Below are 15,470 nucleotides of genomic sequence, written 5' to 3' on the forward strand. Positions count from 1 at the left end.
CATCGGCCGCATCCTCGACCTCTACCCACCACAGGAGTGCGCCAACTACTTCACCAACGCCGGTTACGATGCAGACTGATCGGAAACCGCTCTAGAAGAAGAGTCATCGCCCCTCCACCGCTCCGAGGATTGCGCGCCCGTACGCCGTTTTAGCGAAGCGCTTCCCTGCCGCGCGCGCCTGCTCGGCGGAAATGAAGCCCTGTTCGAAGGCGATCTCCTCGAGGCAGGCGATTTGGATGCCCTGACGGTGCTGCAGTGTGCGGACGAACTCGGAGGCCTCGAGCAGGCTGTCGTGAGTCCCAGTGTCGAGCCACGCGTAACCGCGTCCCATCTGCTCCACGTGAAGCTCGCCCGCCTCCATATATAGACGGTTAAGATCGGTGATCTCGAGTTCACCGCGCGGAGAGGGCCGCAAGCCCCGCGCCATCTCGACGACCCGATTGTCGTAGAAGTATAGACCCGTAACCGCGCAATTGGAACGCGGCGCCGCCGGCTTCTCCTCAAGGCTGATGGCGCGGCCGTCATCGCCCAGCTCAACCACGCCGTAGCGTTCGGGATCTTCGACACGATAGCTGAAGACGGTGGCCCCCCGCGGCCGCGCTACCGCGCTGGCGAGCAAGTTGGTGAGATGCGCGCCGAAGAAGATGTTGTCGCCGAGCACCAGCGCGACAGGGTCGTCGCCGATGAAGTCGGCGCCGATGGTGAAGGCCTGCGCCAGCCCGTCGGGGCGAGGCTGCTCGGCATAGTCGATGCGCAGCCCCAGCGCCGCGCCCCCGCCGAACAGCCGTTGGTAATTGCCGAGGAACTCCGGGTTGGAGATGATCAGGATGTCGCGGATTCCCGCCAGCATCAGCACCGACAGCGGGTAATAGATCATCGGCTTGTCATAGACCGGCAATAGCTGCTTGTTGACCGCGAGTGTCGCCGGGTGGAGCCGGGTACCCGATCCGCCAGCTAGGATGATGCCTTTCACTTCGGTGCTCCGATCAGCTCGTCAAGAATGTCACTGAGCGCCGCCTCCCAGCGTCGCGGATGGATGTCATACGCGGTGCCAATCGCCTCTAGCCCGAGCAGCGAATTAGCGGGGCGGCGCGCGGGGGTCGGATAATCGGAGGTGGCGATCGGTATGACCGCCGCGCTGGGCCCGCCGCGCCGCGCCGACTGGCGGAAAATCTCCTCGGCGAAGCCCGCCCAGCTGGTCGCGCCGGCGTTGCTGAAGTGGAAGGTGCCGCTCGGCGCCGCGGCATCGTTGGCGAGCCGCACCGCGACGCGCACCAGCGCCGCGGCGAGGTCGGCCGCCCCGGTCGGGCTCCCGCGCTGGTCGGCTACGACGCGTAGCATGTCGCGCTCGGCCGCGAGCCGCAGCATTGTGCGGACGAAATTGTGCCCGTGCGCCGAAACGACCCAGGCAGTGCGGACGATAGCGTGGCGCGCGCCGCTGGTGCGCACCGCCAGCTCGCCACCCAGTTTGGACGCCCCATAGACGCCGAGCGGCGCAACCGCGTCGTTGACCTCCCAGGCGCCGTCGCGGTCGCCGGGGAAGACGTAATCGGTCGACACCTGCACCAGCGGCACCGCGCCACGCGCGCAGGCGGCGGAGAGTGCAGCGGGCGCGAGCGCGTTGACCTGCCACGCGGCGACCTGGTCGCTCTCGGCCTTGTCCACCGCGGTATAAGCCGCGGCGTTGATCACCGCCGCCCAGCGCCGCCCGGCGACCACGGCGTCGATCGCGCGCGTATCGGCGAGATCGAGCGCGGCACGGTCGAGCGCCACCGCGGCGAAGCCCTCGGGCCAGGCCGCCCGGCGCAAAGCGTCGCCGAGCTGGCCGGCTGCGCCGGTGACGAGGACCGCGCGCGTCACGCCGCGCCGCGCCGCTCGGCCGCCCTGGCAGCGACGAGCGGGCGCCACCAGTCCTCGTTGTCGAGATACCAGCGAACGGTCTTCTCGATGCCGCTCTCGAACGTCTCGCGCGGCTGCCAGCCGAGCTCGTCGCCGATCCGCGACGCATCGATCGCGTAGCGCTTGTCGTGACCGGGGCGATCCGCGACCGAGGTGATCTGCGCGGCATAGCTGGCGCCATCGGCGCGCGGGCGCAGCCGATCGAGAATCGCGCACACGGTACGCACCACCTCGATGTTCTGTTTCTCGTTGTGACCGCCGACATTGTAGGTGCGACCGACCTGCCCGCGCTCGAACACCGCACGCAGCGCGCGCACGTGATCCTCGACGTAGAGCCAGTCGCGTACCTGGTCGCCCGCGCCATAGACCGGCAGCGGCTCACCGCCGAGCGCCTTGACGATCATCAGCGGGATCAGCTTCTCCGGAAAGTGATAGGGCCCGTAATTGTTCGAGCAGTTGGTGATTAGCACGGGCAGGCCGTAGGTATGCCCCCAGGCGCTGACGAGATGGTCCGACGCGGCCTTGCTCGCCGAATAGGGCGAACGCGGGTCATAGGGGGTCTCCTCGGTGAACAGCCCCTCCGCGCCGAGCGAGCCATAGACCTCGTCGGTCGAAATATGGTGGAAGCGAAAGGCGGCGCGCGTGCCCTCGTCCAGCGTCAGCCAATAGGCGCGCGCCTCCGCCAGCATCGTGTAGGTGCCGACCACATTGGTCTGAACGAACGCGCCGGGGCCGTCGATCGAGCGGTCGACGTGGCTCTCTGCAGCGAGATGCGTGATCACCTCGGGACGGAACTCGGCGATCGCGGCGCGCACGGCAGCCACGTCGCAGATGTCGCCCCGGACGAAGCGGTAGCGATTGGACTCGGCGACGCGCTCGACCGTCGACAGCGTGCCCGCATAGGTGAGCTTGTCGAAGTTCAGGACCTCATGCTCGGTGTCGTCGATCAGGTGGCGGATCAGCGCCGAGCCGATGAAGCCGGCCCCGCCGGTGACGAAGATACGCATGGATCGGTCCTCAGGCGAGCGGCGTCAGCGGACGGCCGTCATAGTCGAAGGGGCTGTCGAAGGCAGCGAGGGAAGGCTGCGCCTGGTCCTTGGCGCTCAGCTCGGGGAGGATGCCCACGGGGATCGGCCAGTCGATGCCGACGCTGTCCCAGGCAATGCCGCCGTCATGCGCGGGCGCATAGGTGTCCGAGCACTTATACACCACCTCGCACTCGGGCTCGAGCGTAACGAACCCGTGCGCGAAGCCGACCGGGATAAAGAGCTGGTCGCCATTGGCCGCGCTGAGCTCGGCGCCGACCCACTGGCCATAGCTCGGCGAGCCGCGCCGCAGGTCCACCGCCACGTCGAAGATGCGCCCGCGCACGCAGCGGATGAGCTTGTCCTGCGCCCGCGGAGGAGTCTGAAAGTGAAGTCCGCGTAGCGTATAGACGGGCGCGGAGAGCGAGTGATTGTCCTGCACGAAGGTGCAGGCGATCCCCAGCGCGGCGTAGGTGTCGCGATTGTAGGTCTCGGTGAACCAGCCACGCGCGTCGCCGTGACGGCGGGGGTGGAGAAGACGGACGGCGGAATGTTGCACAGCGCGCCTATACGGTTCCGACGTGGTCGATCGCAATGCGCTTCTCCTCGCTCAATACTGACCAGAGGAAGGCGTCGACCGCGCCCGGGCCTATATAGGGCTGCTGAGATGCGCCGTGCCGCTGCATTACGCCTTCGCATATCGCCCATTGTTGTGTCAGTGTACGTAGGCAAAGCCACGTCTTCGTGGCTCACTCCGGCGATGCGCGATCTGAAACGCCGTGCCGGTCGGATGGTAAAGCAACCATATCGACGAACGCCGCCCGGCACGCACCCTCGTCCGGTCGGTACCGCCGCGCGCCTGCGATGGGTGGCGAATCTGTCCTGCGGACGGCAGCAAGGATCATCACGGCGCGCCGCGGCACCTCGACATGGGCGGTGAACGCGGCGTGGTGCAGCTCCAGCGCGGGCGCGTGCAGCCTGCTGCGGCGCGTAGAAGCGTCTCACCGGCGCAGGCGCCCGTGCCTGAAGAGCAATCGGAATGTCGCGCGACCTCTGGACGAACTACGTGCCCTGCTGCCGTGGCCCCGTTTCCGTCTAGTGAGTGAGAGATTTCGGCCAGTCAGTTGGTAAGATCTCCCCAGATCTGATCCACTTCCGTTACGATCTCGTTTGACGTCGCCGGGGCGCTGGGCAAAGTTCCGCCGCGGCCCGCGGGGGCGGGCCGAATCGGGGTTCACATCATGACTTATCTGTACGCCGCGGCCGCGGCGCTTTTGCTCGTGGGCGGCGGCGCCGACGCGCAGACCGTCGTCGCGGCGTCGGAGCCGGCCGCCGTCATGCCGATCGCCGCACCCGCGACCGGCCAGGCGGTGCTGCGCACCGGCACCGAGGTGCCGCTCAAGCTCACCGAGGAGCTCACCACCAAGGGCAAGAAGCTCAAGATCGGCCAGCGCGTGCACCTCGAGACCGCCGAGCCGCTGCTTGTGCAGGGGACCACCGTCGTCCCGGCGGGCACGCCCGCGGTCGGCGAGCTCACCGAGGTGCGCAACAAGGGCATGTGGGGCAAGTCGGGCCATTTCGCGGCGCGGCTGCTCTATCTCACCGTCAACGGTCGCCAGGTTCGGCTGTCGGGCGGCTTCGACGACAAGGGTACCGCCGGGGGCATCGGCGCCACCGCGGTGTCGGCGCTGGTGTTCCTGCCGGCGGGTTTCTTCATGACGGGCACCAGCGCGCATCTCGCGATCGGCACGCCTGTGAAGGGCTTCGTCGACGAGGACGTGCCGCTCGCCTTCGCCGCGGCGGCGCCGGCCCCGCTCGCGGTGACGCCGATGGCCGCCACGCCGATCGTCGCCGCCCCGGCCGCACCGGTCGCGGCCGCCGTGCCCGTCGCCACGGTCGCGCCCGCGAAGTAAGCTGCGCCGGCGCCGCCCGGCTCATCCGGGTGGCGCGGCGCACCGCCGCGCTTCCCCGCGCCCGCGACGCGGCCTAAGGGTCGCGCCATGGACCAGCCGACCAGCGCCCCCTCGCTCGCCGCGGCGCGCGCGCACCCGGAGACGGGCGCCGCGGCGTTCGTCGCCCTGGTGGTGGCCAACAGCGCGCTCGCCTTCGGGCCGCTGTTCGTCCGGCTCGCCGACGTCGGCCCGGTCGCCGCCGCCTTCTGGCGCATGGCGCTGGCGCTGCCGCTGCTCGGCGGCGCCGCGCTGGTGGCGGCGCAACGCCCGCGCGGATCGGTCCCGGTCACGCTCACACCCGCGCGGCGCTGGTGGCTGCTCGCGCTCGCCGGGCTCGCCTTCGCCGCCGATCTCGGCACCTGGCATGCCGGGATCCTGCAGACGACGATGGCCAACGCCACCCTGCTCGGCAACTCGGCGACCTTCCTCTTCCCGCTCTGGGGCTTCCTGGTGGCACGGACCTGGCCGACGCGGTGGCAGGGCCTAGCGCTGCTCCTCGCCGCCGCGGGCGCGGCGCTGCTGATGGGGCGCTCCTACCAGCTCGACCCGCGCCAGCTCGGCGGCGACCTGCTGTGCGTCTGCGCGGGCGTGCTCTACGCGGTCTATTTCATCCTGATGTCGGACGTACGCCGCGCCATGGCGCCGCTGCCCGCGCTGGCGCTCTCGTCGGCGGCGTCGCTGCTGCCGCTGCTGGTGTTCGCGCTCGCGCTGGGCGAGCGGATCGTGCCGGGGAACTGGACCCCTTTGCTAGGCGTCGCACTGGTGAGCCAGGTGATCGGCCAGGGCTGCATGATCTACGCGCTGGGGCGCGCCTCGCCGCTGGTGATCGGGCTGGCGCTGCTGATCCAGCCGATGGTCGCCACCGCGGTGGGCTGGGGCTGGTTCGGCGAGGCGCTCGGCGGGCCCGACCTGGTCGGCGTGGCGATGATCGCGGCGGCGCTGGTGCTGGTGCGGCGCGAGCGCGAGACTGCTAGACCCGCGGAGACACGGCCGGCGGGCAACCCGGTGACGGAGGAAGCGTGATGAGTGACGATGCCGCGGCGGTCGCGCCGCAGGACCTGACGCTCGACGAGGTGCGCGCGCTGCTCGCCCCCGCGATCGCCGCCAACGCCGCCTTCGACGGCTGGGGCGACACCGCGCGCGACCTCGCCGCCGAGAGCCACGACGTCGACCCCGACGTCGCGCGGCTCGCCTTCGCCGACGGGCCGGTGGCGATGATCGACGCCTGGTTCGACCATGTCGACGCCGAGATGGCGCGCGCGCTGCCGCCCGAGCGGCTCGGTGCGATGAAGATCCGCGCGCGAGTCACCGCGCTGGTCGAGGCGCGGCTGGCGGTGCTGGCGCCCGAGCGCGAGGCGCTGCGGCGCGCGCGCGCGGTGCTGGCGCTGCCGCAGAACGTCGCGCGCGCGGCGCGACTCGGCTGGCGCAGCGTCGATCGCATGTGGCGGCTCGCGGGTGACCGCGCGACCGACTACAATCATTACACCAAGCGCGCGATGCTGCTGGCGGTCTACGCCGCCACCACCACCGTCTTCCTCGACGACGAGAGCGAGGCGCACGCCGACACCAGCGCCTTCCTGAGGCGGCGGATCGACGGCATCATGCGCTTCGAGAAGAGCAAGGCGGCGTTCCAGCAGCGCGCCACGCGCCGCCCCAGCCTGAGCCGCTTCGTCGGGCGGCTGCGCTACCCCGTCATCTGACCCGACGCGGCGATCGGCCTAGCAGCTTATTGATAATCAGTTGCATGCGCCCTATACCGATGCCGTGACCGCGACCCGCTCCCCCCGCCACACCGCCGCCCACCGCGCGGACGACCCGCTCACGCTCGAGACGCTGCCGCGTCGCCAGTCGGCGGTGGTGGGCGCGATCGAGTGGGCGCGACTCGCCACGCCGGAGGCGCGGCGGCTGCGCGAGCTCGGCTTCGACGAGGGCGTGGCGATCGAGGTGCTGCACCGCTCGCGGCTGGGCGGCGGGCCGATCGCCTGCCGGATCGGGCGGATGACGGTGGCGCTGCGCCGCGCCGTGGCGCGCGCGATCAGCGTGTCGCCCGATCCGCTGCCGGCGGAATGATCCGCCGCTCCTGATGGAACTCCCGCCGCTGGTCGCGATGGTCGGCAATCCCAATGCCGGCAAGAGCGCGCTGTTCAACGCGCTGACCGGCGCGCGGCAGAAGGTCGGCAACTACCCCGGCGTCACGGTGGAGCGGCACTCCGGCCGGCTCGCGCTCGACGACGGCCGCCCGGTCGAGCTGGTCGACCTGCCCGGCGCCTACAGCCTCGACCCCGCCTCGCCCGACGAGCGCGTGACGCGCGACGTCGTCACCGGCGCGCAGGCGGGCGAGCGGCTGCCCGACGCGCTGCTGGTGGTGGTCGACGCCTCCAACCTCGACAACCACCTGCGCTTCGCGATGCAGCTGATCGCGCTGGGCCTGCCGGTGGTGGTGGCGCTCAACATGGTCGACCTCGCCGAGCGCGACGGGCTGGTGCTCGATCCCGCGGTGCTCGAGCGCGCGCTCGGCGTGCCGGTGGTGCCGACCGTCGCGGTGCGGCGCCGCGGCATCGACACGCTGCGCGGCCAGCTCACCGCGCTGGTCGGCGGCTCGCCCGCGGCGGCGGGGCTGCGCCGGCTCCGCGCCTCGGACGGGAGCGTCGACGACGATATCGTCACGCTCCAGCGCCGCGCGCGCGCGATCGCGTCCGCCGCGACGGTGAGCGAGACGCCGGTGCGGCGCTGGAACCACATGCTCGACTCGGTCGCGCTCCATCCCCTGTTCGGGCCGGTGCTGCTGGTCGCGCTGCTGTTCGTCATGTTCCAGGCGGTGTTCAGCTGGTCGGAGGCGCCGATCGGCTGGATCGAGGGCGGGTTCGCCGCGGCGGAGGCGTGGCTCAAGGGCATGCTGCCCGACGGTTTCCTGCGCTCGCTGCTGACCGACGGCGTGATCGCTGGCGTGGGCGCGGTGGTGGTGTTCCTGCCGCAGATCCTGATCCTGTTCCTCTTCATCCTGGTGCTGGAGGCGAGCGGCTACATGGTCCGCGCCGCCTTCCTGATGGATCGGCTGATGGCGCAGGTGGGGCTCTCCGGACGCGCCTTCATCCCGCTGCTCTCCAGCTTCGCCTGCGCGGTGCCCGGGATCATGGCGACCCGCACGATCGAGGACGAGAAGGACCGGCTCACCACCATCCTGATCGCGCCGCTGATGACCTGCTCGGCGCGGCTGCCGGTCTACACGATCATCATCGGCGCGTTCATCCCGGCGCGGCAGGTGCTGCCGCTCGTCGGGCTGCAGGGCCTGGTGCTGTTCGCGCTGTACCTGCTCGGCATCGTCGGCGCCTTCGTCGCCGCGCTGCTGCTGCGCCGCACCGTGACCAAGGGCGAGTCGTCGGGCTTCATGATGGAGATGCCCAAGTACCAGATGCCGCGCCTGCGCGACGTCGCGCTCGGGCTGTGGAGCCGCACCGAGATCTTCCTCAAGCGCGCCGGCACCACCATCGCGCTGACCACCGTGGTACTGTGGGCGCTGCTGAGCTTTCCCCAGGCGCCCGCGGGGCAGCGCCAAGTCGACTATTCGATCGCGGGCCGCATCGCGGACGGGCTCGAGAAGGTGGTGCGGCCGATCGGCTTCAACCATGACATCGCGCTGGCGCTGATCCCGGCGATGGCGGCGCGCGAGGTGGCGGTGGCGGCGATCGGCACCGCCTATGCGATCGACGACGTGGAGGGCGACGCGGGCGAGAAGGGGCTGGTGGAGCAGCTGCGCGGGCGCTGGTCGCTGCCCACCGCTTTGGCCTTCCTGATGTGGTTCGTGTTCGCGCCACAGTGCATCTCGACGATCGCGGTGACGCGGCGCGAGACCAACGGGTGGCGCTGGCCGCTGTTCATGATCGGCTACCTCTTCGCCGCCGCCTATGTGATGGCGGGGATCACTTATTGGCTGGCGGTGGCGGCGGGGCTGTGACTATCTAGGCCATCGGCCGCCGACCCGCCTCGCGCGGGGGCGCCGCGGGACGCCGGCGTGGGCCGGCACTCACCAGCAGGCGCCGGCGGTACCGGCGCGCAGAGGATTCGATGGCAGGCAGCGTCAACAAGGTCATTCTCGTCGGCAATCTCGGGCGCGACCCCGAGTCGCGCTCCTTCCAGAACGGCGGCAAGGTGGTGAACCTCCGCATCGCCACGTCCGAGTCGTGGAAGGACCGCAACACCGGCGAGCGCAAGGAGAAGACCGAGTGGCACTCGGTCGCGATCTTCAACGAAGGGCTCGCCAACGTCGCCGAGCGCTACCTGCGCAAGGGCTCGAAGGTGTATATCGAGGGCCAGCTGCAGACGCGTAAGTGGCAGGACCAGCAGGGCAACGACAAGTACTCGACCGAGGTGGTGCTGCAGGGCTTCAACTCGGTGCTGACGATGCTGGACGGCCCGCAGGGCGGCGGTGGCGGCGGCGGCGGTCGCGACGATTTCGGCGGCGGTGACGACTTCGGCGGCGGCGGCGGACGCGGCGGCTCGCGCGGCGGCGGTGGCTTCGGCGGCGGCTCGGGCGGGGGCGGTGGCAGCGGTGCGGGGGGCTCGAGCGGCGGCAGCCGTGGCGGCGGCTTCGGCGGCGGCTTCGCGGACGACCTCGACGACGACGTGCCGTTCTAGGATGAACTCAGCGCCGCGCGGAACGGAAGAACCCGTCCGCCCGGACCGCTGACAGGGGCGCGCCGACGAGGCGTGCGGGGGACGAGCCTGCGCTGGTCGACCGCTGGCGCTACGAGCGGCGACGTTCACGTACCAGCGGTGCGGACAGCAGCGACCCGGTGGGTCTCCGGCAGATCGGCGGCACGCGCTCACTTCAACGTGTACAGATACGCCGTCATGTCGCGCGCGTCACGCTCGGTGACCCCCTGCTCGGGCATGCCGTTGCCGGGCACCACCGCCTGGGGGTGGCGCAGCCACAGCGCCAGCGCGGCGGGATCATTGCGCAGCCGCCCCGCGACCGTCGCGCGCGCCGCCAGCTTGCCGAGCGCCGGGCCGACCGCGCCCGCGGCGCCGGGGACGCCCGGGATGACGTGGCAGCTGCCGCAGCCGTAGCGCTGGATCGCCGCGCGGCCGGCGGCGACGCTGCCGCCGCTCACCTGCTCCGCCATCACACGGGTGCGCGCGCGCGTCTCGGCGTACAGCCCCGCGCCCGCCGCGATCGCCGCCAGGACACTGGCCGCGACCAGCAGCGCGAGCCACTTCAGGCTAGCGGACATGCTGCGCTCCCGTCCCGGCGTCGACGAGCAGCCGCCGCATCAGCATCAGCGCGGCCCCGGCATGGACCAGCGAGCCGGGTACCCACATCAGCAGCCCGGCGAGCTGCTGGTCCTCGGCCGGGGTCAGGCCGAACGGCGCCATGCCGAGGCTGGCATAGCCGGCGTACCAGGGGCTCGTGGCGAAGGCCATCAGCGCGCCGAGCGCCCCCGACACGATCGCGGTGGCGACGAGGCACAGCGCCGCCACGCCCGCGGGGGTGCGCCGGTGCAGCATCGCGGTCCAGAACAGCAGCGCGGTGACGAGGAACGAGAGGTGCTGCGCGACGTGCCAGCCCTCGCTCGCCAGCGCGCGATCGAACAGCGCGGGGGCGTGCCACAGCCACAGCGCGGCGGCCTGGAGCGCGGTGGAGGTCACCGCGCCGGTCAGCCAGCGCCACGGCGCCGCGACCACCGGCACCGCCGCGGCGAGAGCGCGACGGCCCGCCGGCGGGAAGGCCCACAGCATGACCGCCAGCGGCTCGGCCAGCACCAGCAGCGGCGCGCCGACCAGCATCAGCAGCTCGTGCTCGAACATATGCGCGGCGAAGGAGCGCTCGCCCGCCTCGTGGAGCGGCGACACCAGCGCGGCGCCGAGCACCGCCAGCCCGATCGCGTAGAGCCGGGCGCGGCGACGCAGCGCCGCGCTGCCCTGGCCCGAGCGCGCGAGAAGCCGGCGCGCGCCGCGCGCGAACAGCCCGGCGGCGAGCAGCAGCGGCCCGACGATCCACGGGTCGAGCGTCCAGCCCGGCGGCGCATGATGGTCGCGCGCGCCGGTCGCATGCGCCGCCGCCGGCACGGCGCGCAGCAGCGCCGCGAGCGGGAGCAGGCGGGTCAGCCGAGGCATGCCGGCACCAGCAGGATCGCGAGCGTCTGAAAGGCGATCGCCAGCGCGAAGATGCCCGCGAGCACCAGCGCCAGCCTCGCCAGCCACAGTATCGCGAGCAGGTCGCCGCCGCGCCGCGCCAGCGGTCGTGCGAGCCACGCCGCGAGCGCGCAGGTGGCGAGGCTCGCCCCGCCCCAGCCGAGTCCCCAGCCGGCGAGGTCGCAGCGCGCGTGCAGCAGCGCGGAGAGACCCTGCTCGAAGCCGAACCAGGCGAGCGGCGGCAGCGCGAGCGCCAACCCAGTGCGCGCGCGGGCGCTCACCATAGCCGCGCCAACCCGTAGACGATCGCGCCGATCGGCAGCCAGGTGAGCACCACGAAGGTCCAGTAATTGGCGTTGTCCTCGACGTCGGCGAACTGGTCGTCGCCGATCTGGTGGGTGAACAGCCACGCCGCCTGCACCGCGGTGTCGCCCCAGTCGGTGACGACGTGGCTGGTGTGGAGCACCATGAGCATCCAAACCACCGAACCGTAGGCGTCGCTGTCCCAGCGCGTGTTGAGATGCGCCAGCTCATAGCCGCGCGGCACCAGCAGCAGCAGGCCGACGACGGTCATCGCCGCCACGCCGACCCGCACCCCGCGCGAATCCTTGGCGAGCGCGCGCCGGCGCACCCACAGGTTGGGCAGCTCGCTCAACAGCAGCCCGAGCGTGAAGACCACGCCCCAGGTCAGGTCGGGCGGTCGCGTGCCCGGCGGCGGCCACTGCGGCGCCTGCTGCGTCATCAGGTACAGATAGGCCGCGGCGGCGAGCGCGAACCCGGTCCCCTCGATCAGCATGAAGCCGATGTTGCCCCACCAGACGAGGTGGCGCGCGCCGCTCGCGCTCGCCGGCAGCGCGGAGAGATCGCCGACCACCTCGACCGCGCGCGGTGCGCCGCCCGGTGTCACGATCGCACCCGCAGCGGACCGGTGCTGGCGCGCTCCCGCTGCGGCCAGAACCAGCCGGTCAGCGCCGCCGCGATCGGCAGCGCGCCCGCGGCGATCGCCCAGGGCGTGAAGATGCTGCCCAGGAACATCGCGGTCACCGCCCAGGCGGCGACGAACGGCCAGACCGACGGCGAGGCGCTCTTCTGCCGGTAGAGCGGCGCGGCGTCGACGACCGAGGTGACGATCACCTCGCGCCGCTCGATCGCGATGCCGTCCACCACGCGCAGCACCGGGGAGTCCCACAGCGGGGTCAGGGTGTCGACCACCGGCGTATAGGCGAGGTTCCACGGCGGCGACGGTGACTCGCCCGCCCACTCGAGTGTCGACGCCCCCCACGGATCGGACCCCGCCGGTGCACCGCGCCGATAACTGAGCAGCGCGTTGGCGACGAACACCAGCCCGCCCGCCACCGCGATGGCGCTGCCGAGCGTCGCGACCTGGTTGAGCCCGTCCCAGCCCATGCCCGCGGGATAGGTGTAGACGCGCCGCGGCATCCCCATCAGCCCGAGCAGGTGCATCGGCGCGAAACCGAGGTTGAACCCGCCGACGATCAGCGCGAAGGCGATCCGCCCCCAGCGCTCCGACATCAGCCGCCCGGTCGCCTTGGGATACCAGTAGCAGAAGGCGCCGAAGAGCGGGAACATCGCGCCGCCGACCAGCACGTAATGGAAGTGCGCGACGACGAAATAGCTGTCGGTCAGCTGCAGGTCGAGCGCCGCCGAGGCGGTCATCACGCCGGAGAGCCCGCCGAGCACGAAGGTGGCGACGAAGCCGAGCACCCAGAGCATCGGCGTCGCCAGCCACAGCCGTCCGGTCGCCATCGTCGCGATCCAGCAGAAGATCTGCAGGCCCGCCGGCACCGCGATCGCCATGCTCGCCGCGGTGTAGAAGTCGTTGCCGAGCCGCGGCAGCCCGACCGCGAACATGTGATGAACCCATAGGCCGAAGGCGAGGCAGCCGATCGCCATGATCGCGAGCACCAGCACGTGGTGCCCGAACAGGCGCCGCCGCGCGAACGTCTCGACGATCGACGAGACGAAGCCGGTCGCGGGGATGAAGATGATGTACACCTCGGGGTGGCCGAAGAACCAGAACAGGTGCTGGAACAGCAGCACGTCGCCGTTGGCGGCGGGCGCGAAGAAGTGCGTGGAGACGAGCCGGTCGGCGATCAGCATGCTCGTCACCAGCATGATCGCGGGCATCGACAGGATCGTCATCAGCGACGCCACCAGCATCGCCCAGAGGAACACCGGCATGCGCGCCAGCGTCATCCCCGGCGGCCGCATCTTCAGGATGGTCGCGGCGACGTTGACCGAGGCACACAGCGCCGCCACCTCGGTGAAGGTGATCATCTGCGCCCAGATGTCGGCGCGATGCCCGGGCGCGTAGCTCGGACCGGAGAGCGGCGGATATTCGAACCAGCCGAGATCGGGCGTGACGTCGAGCGCGTGCGCCACCCACAAGGTCAGCACGCCGCCGAGATACAGCCAGTAACTGAACGCGCCGAGCCGCGGGAAGGCCATGTTGCGCTGCCCCAGCATCAGCGGCACCAGCCACAGCGCCATCGCCTCCATCGCCGGCACCGACACCAGGAACAGCATGGTCGAGCCGTGCAGCGAGAAGCTCTCATTGTAGAGCTGCGGTCCCATCCGGCTGTTCTCCGCCCAGGAAAGCTGCCAGCGCATGTCGAGCGCGAGCAGCCCGGCGAGGAACAGCAGCAGCAGCGCGGTGACGATGTAGCGCGCCGCGATCCGCTTGTGGTCGACCGTGGTGACGAAGCCCCACCAGCCCGGCGGGTCGCGCCAGGTGAGCGCGAGCCGGTCGCGGCGGTCGAGATCGGGGGTCATCGCAGCGTCGCCAGATAGGCCGCGACGGCATCGGCGTCGGCGGGGGTGAGCGGGATCTGCGGCATCGACGTCCCGGGCTTGATCGCCTGCGGCTGCGCGATCCAGCCCTGGAGGTTGCCGCGCGTCATCGCCAGCGTCCCGGCCGCGAGCGAGCGCCGCGCCGCGACATGGGTGAGATCGGGCCCGGCGCGCCCCGCCGCCCCGGCGCCGCGGATCGCGTGGCAGGCGGCACAGGTGGCCTGGAACACCGCGGCGCCGCGCCCCGCCGAGGGAGCCGCCGGGGCGACCTGCGCGGCGAGCCAGGCGCGGAAAGCGGCGGGCGATTCCACCCTCACGTCGAACGCCATATGCGCGTGCTGCGTGCCGCAGAACTCGGCGCATTGGCCGCGGTACCAGCCCGGGCGCCGCGCGGTGACGTCGAGCCGATTGGTGCGCCCCGGGATCATGTCGAGCTTCCCCGCCACGTTGGGCACCCAGAAGCTGTGGATCACGTCCGCCGCGCCGAGCACCAGCCGCACGGTCTGCCCCTGCGGCAGGTGGAGCTCGTTCGCGGTCTCGATCCAGCCGCCGCCGGCGGGATCGCGATACTGGATCCGCCACCACCATTGGTGACCCGTGACGCGCACCTCGAGCGCGGGGCCCGCGCGCGTGGCGAAGACGGCGCGGTCGGCGAAGAAGCTGCCGGTGATCAGCACGGTGAGGCCGAGCACGATCGCGCCGGCGGTGAGCGGCAGCGCGCGCGTCAGCGCGGCGTCGGTGCCGCGAAGAAGCGCCGCCTCGCCGCGCGCGTCCGCGCCGCGCCGGCGCCACGCCCGCCACAGCGCCCAGCCGAGTCCCGCGATCACCACCGCATAGACCGCGGCGGCCACCCACAGCATCAGCCCGAGCAGCGAGAACAGCGCGCGTGCCTGATCGCCCGCGGGCGCCAGCGCGCTCTGCGTGCCCATGCAGCCGGAGAGCAACAGGCAGGCGGGGATCGCACGCGCGCTCATCGCACCGGCCCCGACCACGTGCGGCCCTGCGGCTCGCCGACCTGATCGACCGCGAGCCGGCGCCGCTTCTCGGGCGTATGCTGCGGCAGGTCGCGGACGTAGGCAGTGAGCTGCCACAGCGGCTCGGCGGGGATCCGCGCGGCATAGTTGAGCGCGCCATGGCGCTGCGCGATCGCGGCATAGACCTGGTCGAAGCCGCCGCCGTGGCGCCAGCGACCGTCGCCGAGGTTCCGCGCGCCGGGTGCGCCCTCGCCGTGGCAGGCGACGCAGCCGTACCAGCCGAAGTAGCGGCCGCCCTGCGCCACCTGATAGACGTTGCCCTGGTAGTAAGCGACGCGCGGGTCGTGCGCGCCGCGCGGCGGCGTCTGACTCAGCGACGGCCCGATGTCGCGCGCCTCACGACCGCAGGCCGCCAGCAGCAGCGCTGCCAGCAGGGCCCCCGTCGCTCCGCCGCACACCGTCGCCATCACTCTCCCTTGCCGCCGTCGCCTAGACACAAAATGTTAGATGAGCGCGCCACGACCTGCATTGTGCTGGATCAAGTGCTTCCCGGCGCCGCGCCGGCGGCGGGTCTGAGCGGCCAGGCTCCCTGACCGATGCGACGCCTGCACCGATGCTTGATTGCCAGCGAACGGGTGTCGTCACGCCAGAGCTGACGCGCCGGCTGCCGCGGCCCG

The 15,470-nt window shown here is 71.6% G+C and carries 17 protein-coding genes; 6 read left to right on the forward strand and 11 right to left on the reverse strand.

Going from position 1 to position 15,470, the window contains the following annotated elements:
* Positions 1-103 precede the first annotated feature (103 nt).
* From rfbA to rfbC, 4 genes are read right to left on the reverse strand one after another with little or no spacing between them, the layout of a single operon-like run.
* On the reverse strand, positions 104-973 hold the full coding sequence (rfbA, locus tag FHY05_RS11880) for a glucose-1-phosphate thymidylyltransferase RfbA (protein WP_183944617.1): 870 nt from the start codon (positions 971-973) through the stop codon (positions 104-106).
* A complete protein-coding gene (gene rfbD / locus FHY05_RS11885; protein WP_311732463.1) occupies positions 970-1,860 on the reverse strand; it encodes a dTDP-4-dehydrorhamnose reductase in 891 nt (296 codons plus the stop codon). The genes rfbA and rfbD overlap by 4 nt, the downstream gene beginning before the upstream one ends.
* Entirely contained in the window at positions 1,857-2,906 is a 1,050-nt protein-coding gene (rfbB, locus tag FHY05_RS11890; protein ID WP_183944619.1) for a dTDP-glucose 4,6-dehydratase, read from the reverse strand. The genes rfbD and rfbB overlap by 4 nt, the downstream gene beginning before the upstream one ends.
* Positions 2,907-2,916: 10 nt before the next feature.
* A complete protein-coding gene (rfbC, locus tag FHY05_RS11895) occupies positions 2,917-3,483 on the reverse strand; it encodes a dTDP-4-dehydrorhamnose 3,5-epimerase (RefSeq protein WP_183944620.1) in 567 nt (188 codons plus the stop codon).
* Positions 3,484-4,165: 682 nt separating this feature from the next.
* Here rfbC and FHY05_RS11900 point away from each other — a divergent pair.
* From FHY05_RS11900 to ssb, 6 genes are all read left to right on the forward strand, one after another.
* On the forward strand, positions 4,166-4,837 hold the full coding sequence (locus tag FHY05_RS11900) for a hypothetical protein (RefSeq protein ID WP_183944621.1): 672 nt from the start codon (positions 4,166-4,168) through the stop codon (positions 4,835-4,837).
* 87 nt (positions 4,838-4,924) lie between these two features.
* A complete protein-coding gene (locus FHY05_RS11905; protein ID WP_183944622.1) occupies positions 4,925-5,899 on the forward strand; it encodes a DMT family transporter in 975 nt (324 codons plus the stop codon).
* Positions 5,899-6,576 carry a COQ9 family protein gene (locus tag FHY05_RS11910; RefSeq protein WP_183944623.1) on the forward strand — a complete coding sequence of 226 codons (678 nt, stop codon included), beginning with the start codon at positions 5,899-5,901 and terminating at the stop codon, positions 6,574-6,576. Before FHY05_RS11905 ends, FHY05_RS11910 begins: the two co-directional genes overlap by 1 nt.
* Positions 6,577-6,640: 64 nt before the next feature.
* Positions 6,641-6,946: a FeoA family protein gene (locus FHY05_RS11915; RefSeq protein ID WP_183944624.1), complete on the forward strand. Its 306-nt coding sequence runs from the start codon at positions 6,641-6,643 to the stop codon at positions 6,944-6,946.
* 13 nt (positions 6,947-6,959) lie between these two features.
* Positions 6,960-8,831: a ferrous iron transporter B gene (locus FHY05_RS11920; RefSeq protein WP_183944625.1), complete on the forward strand. Its 1,872-nt coding sequence runs from the start codon at positions 6,960-6,962 to the stop codon at positions 8,829-8,831.
* A gap of 110 nt (positions 8,832-8,941) precedes the next feature.
* Complete coding sequence (ssb, locus tag FHY05_RS11925) at positions 8,942-9,511, forward strand: single-stranded DNA-binding protein (protein WP_183944626.1); 570 nt, start codon at positions 8,942-8,944, stop codon at positions 9,509-9,511.
* A gap of 188 nt (positions 9,512-9,699) precedes the next feature.
* Here ssb and FHY05_RS11930 read toward each other — a convergent pair whose 3' ends face one another.
* The 7 genes from FHY05_RS11930 to FHY05_RS11960 are packed head-to-tail and all read right to left on the reverse strand — an operon-like array spanning position 9,700 to position 15,260.
* Positions 9,700-10,107, reverse strand: coding sequence for a cytochrome c family protein (locus FHY05_RS11930; protein ID WP_183944627.1), 408 nt, complete (start codon positions 10,105-10,107; stop codon positions 9,700-9,702).
* A complete protein-coding gene (locus FHY05_RS11935) occupies positions 10,097-10,990 on the reverse strand; it encodes a cytochrome c oxidase assembly protein (RefSeq protein WP_183944628.1) in 894 nt (297 codons plus the stop codon). Before FHY05_RS11935 ends, FHY05_RS11930 begins: the two co-directional genes overlap by 11 nt.
* Positions 10,978-11,292: a hypothetical protein gene (locus FHY05_RS11940; RefSeq protein WP_183944629.1), complete on the reverse strand. Its 315-nt coding sequence runs from the start codon at positions 11,290-11,292 to the stop codon at positions 10,978-10,980. The genes FHY05_RS11935 and FHY05_RS11940 overlap by 13 nt, the downstream gene beginning before the upstream one ends.
* Positions 11,286-11,915, reverse strand: a complete 630-nt coding sequence (locus FHY05_RS11945) for a cytochrome C oxidase subunit III (RefSeq protein ID WP_311732464.1) — start codon at positions 11,913-11,915, stop codon at positions 11,286-11,288. The genes FHY05_RS11940 and FHY05_RS11945 overlap by 7 nt, the downstream gene beginning before the upstream one ends.
* Positions 11,912-13,801 carry a cbb3-type cytochrome c oxidase subunit I gene (locus FHY05_RS11950; protein ID WP_183944630.1) on the reverse strand — a complete coding sequence of 630 codons (1,890 nt, stop codon included), beginning with the start codon at positions 13,799-13,801 and terminating at the stop codon, positions 11,912-11,914. The genes FHY05_RS11945 and FHY05_RS11950 overlap by 4 nt, the downstream gene beginning before the upstream one ends.
* Positions 13,798-14,793, reverse strand: a complete 996-nt coding sequence (gene coxB / locus FHY05_RS11955; RefSeq protein ID WP_183944631.1) for a cytochrome c oxidase subunit II — start codon at positions 14,791-14,793, stop codon at positions 13,798-13,800. The genes FHY05_RS11950 and coxB overlap by 4 nt, the downstream gene beginning before the upstream one ends.
* The gene (locus FHY05_RS11960; protein WP_183944632.1) at positions 14,790-15,260 is read right to left on the reverse strand and encodes a cytochrome c; all 471 of its coding nucleotides are present in this window, start codon (positions 15,258-15,260) and stop codon (positions 14,790-14,792) included. Before FHY05_RS11960 ends, coxB begins: the two co-directional genes overlap by 4 nt.
* Between the last annotated feature and the right edge of the window lie 210 nt (positions 15,261-15,470).

Origin of the sequence: Sphingomonas sp. BK580 (assembly GCF_014194975.1) — a bacterium.
Lineage (GTDB): Bacteria > Pseudomonadota > Alphaproteobacteria > Sphingomonadales > Sphingomonadaceae > Sphingomonas.

Bases quoted from the DNA above. Each gene is read 5' to 3' on its own strand.
- rfbB (WP_183944619.1), bottom strand. From the start codon at position 2,906: ATGCGTATCTTCGTCACCGGCGGGGCCGGCTTCATCGGCTCGGCGCTG.
- FHY05_RS11900 (WP_183944621.1), top strand. From the start codon at position 4,166: ATGACTTATCTGTACGCCGCGGCCGCGGCGCTTTTGCTCGTGGGCGGC.
- FHY05_RS11905 (WP_183944622.1), top strand. From the start codon at position 4,925: ATGGACCAGCCGACCAGCGCCCCCTCGCTCGCCGCGGCGCGCGCGCAC.
- FHY05_RS11910 (WP_183944623.1), top strand. From the start codon at position 5,899: ATGAGTGACGATGCCGCGGCGGTCGCGCCGCAGGACCTGACGCTCGAC.
- FHY05_RS11920 (WP_183944625.1), top strand. From the start codon at position 6,960: ATGGAACTCCCGCCGCTGGTCGCGATGGTCGGCAATCCCAATGCCGGC.
- ssb (WP_183944626.1), top strand. From the start codon at position 8,942: ATGGCAGGCAGCGTCAACAAGGTCATTCTCGTCGGCAATCTCGGGCGC.
- FHY05_RS11930 (WP_183944627.1), bottom strand. From the start codon at position 10,107: ATGTCCGCTAGCCTGAAGTGGCTCGCGCTGCTGGTCGCGGCCAGTGTC.
- FHY05_RS11935 (WP_183944628.1), bottom strand. From the start codon at position 10,990: ATGCCTCGGCTGACCCGCCTGCTCCCGCTCGCGGCGCTGCTGCGCGCC.
- FHY05_RS11940 (WP_183944629.1), bottom strand. From the start codon at position 11,292: ATGGTGAGCGCCCGCGCGCGCACTGGGTTGGCGCTCGCGCTGCCGCCG.
- FHY05_RS11950 (WP_183944630.1), bottom strand. From the start codon at position 13,801: ATGACCCCCGATCTCGACCGCCGCGACCGGCTCGCGCTCACCTGGCGC.
- coxB (WP_183944631.1), bottom strand. From the start codon at position 14,793: ATGAGCGCGCGTGCGATCCCCGCCTGCCTGTTGCTCTCCGGCTGCATG.
- FHY05_RS11960 (WP_183944632.1), bottom strand. From the start codon at position 15,260: ATGGCGACGGTGTGCGGCGGAGCGACGGGGGCCCTGCTGGCAGCGCTG.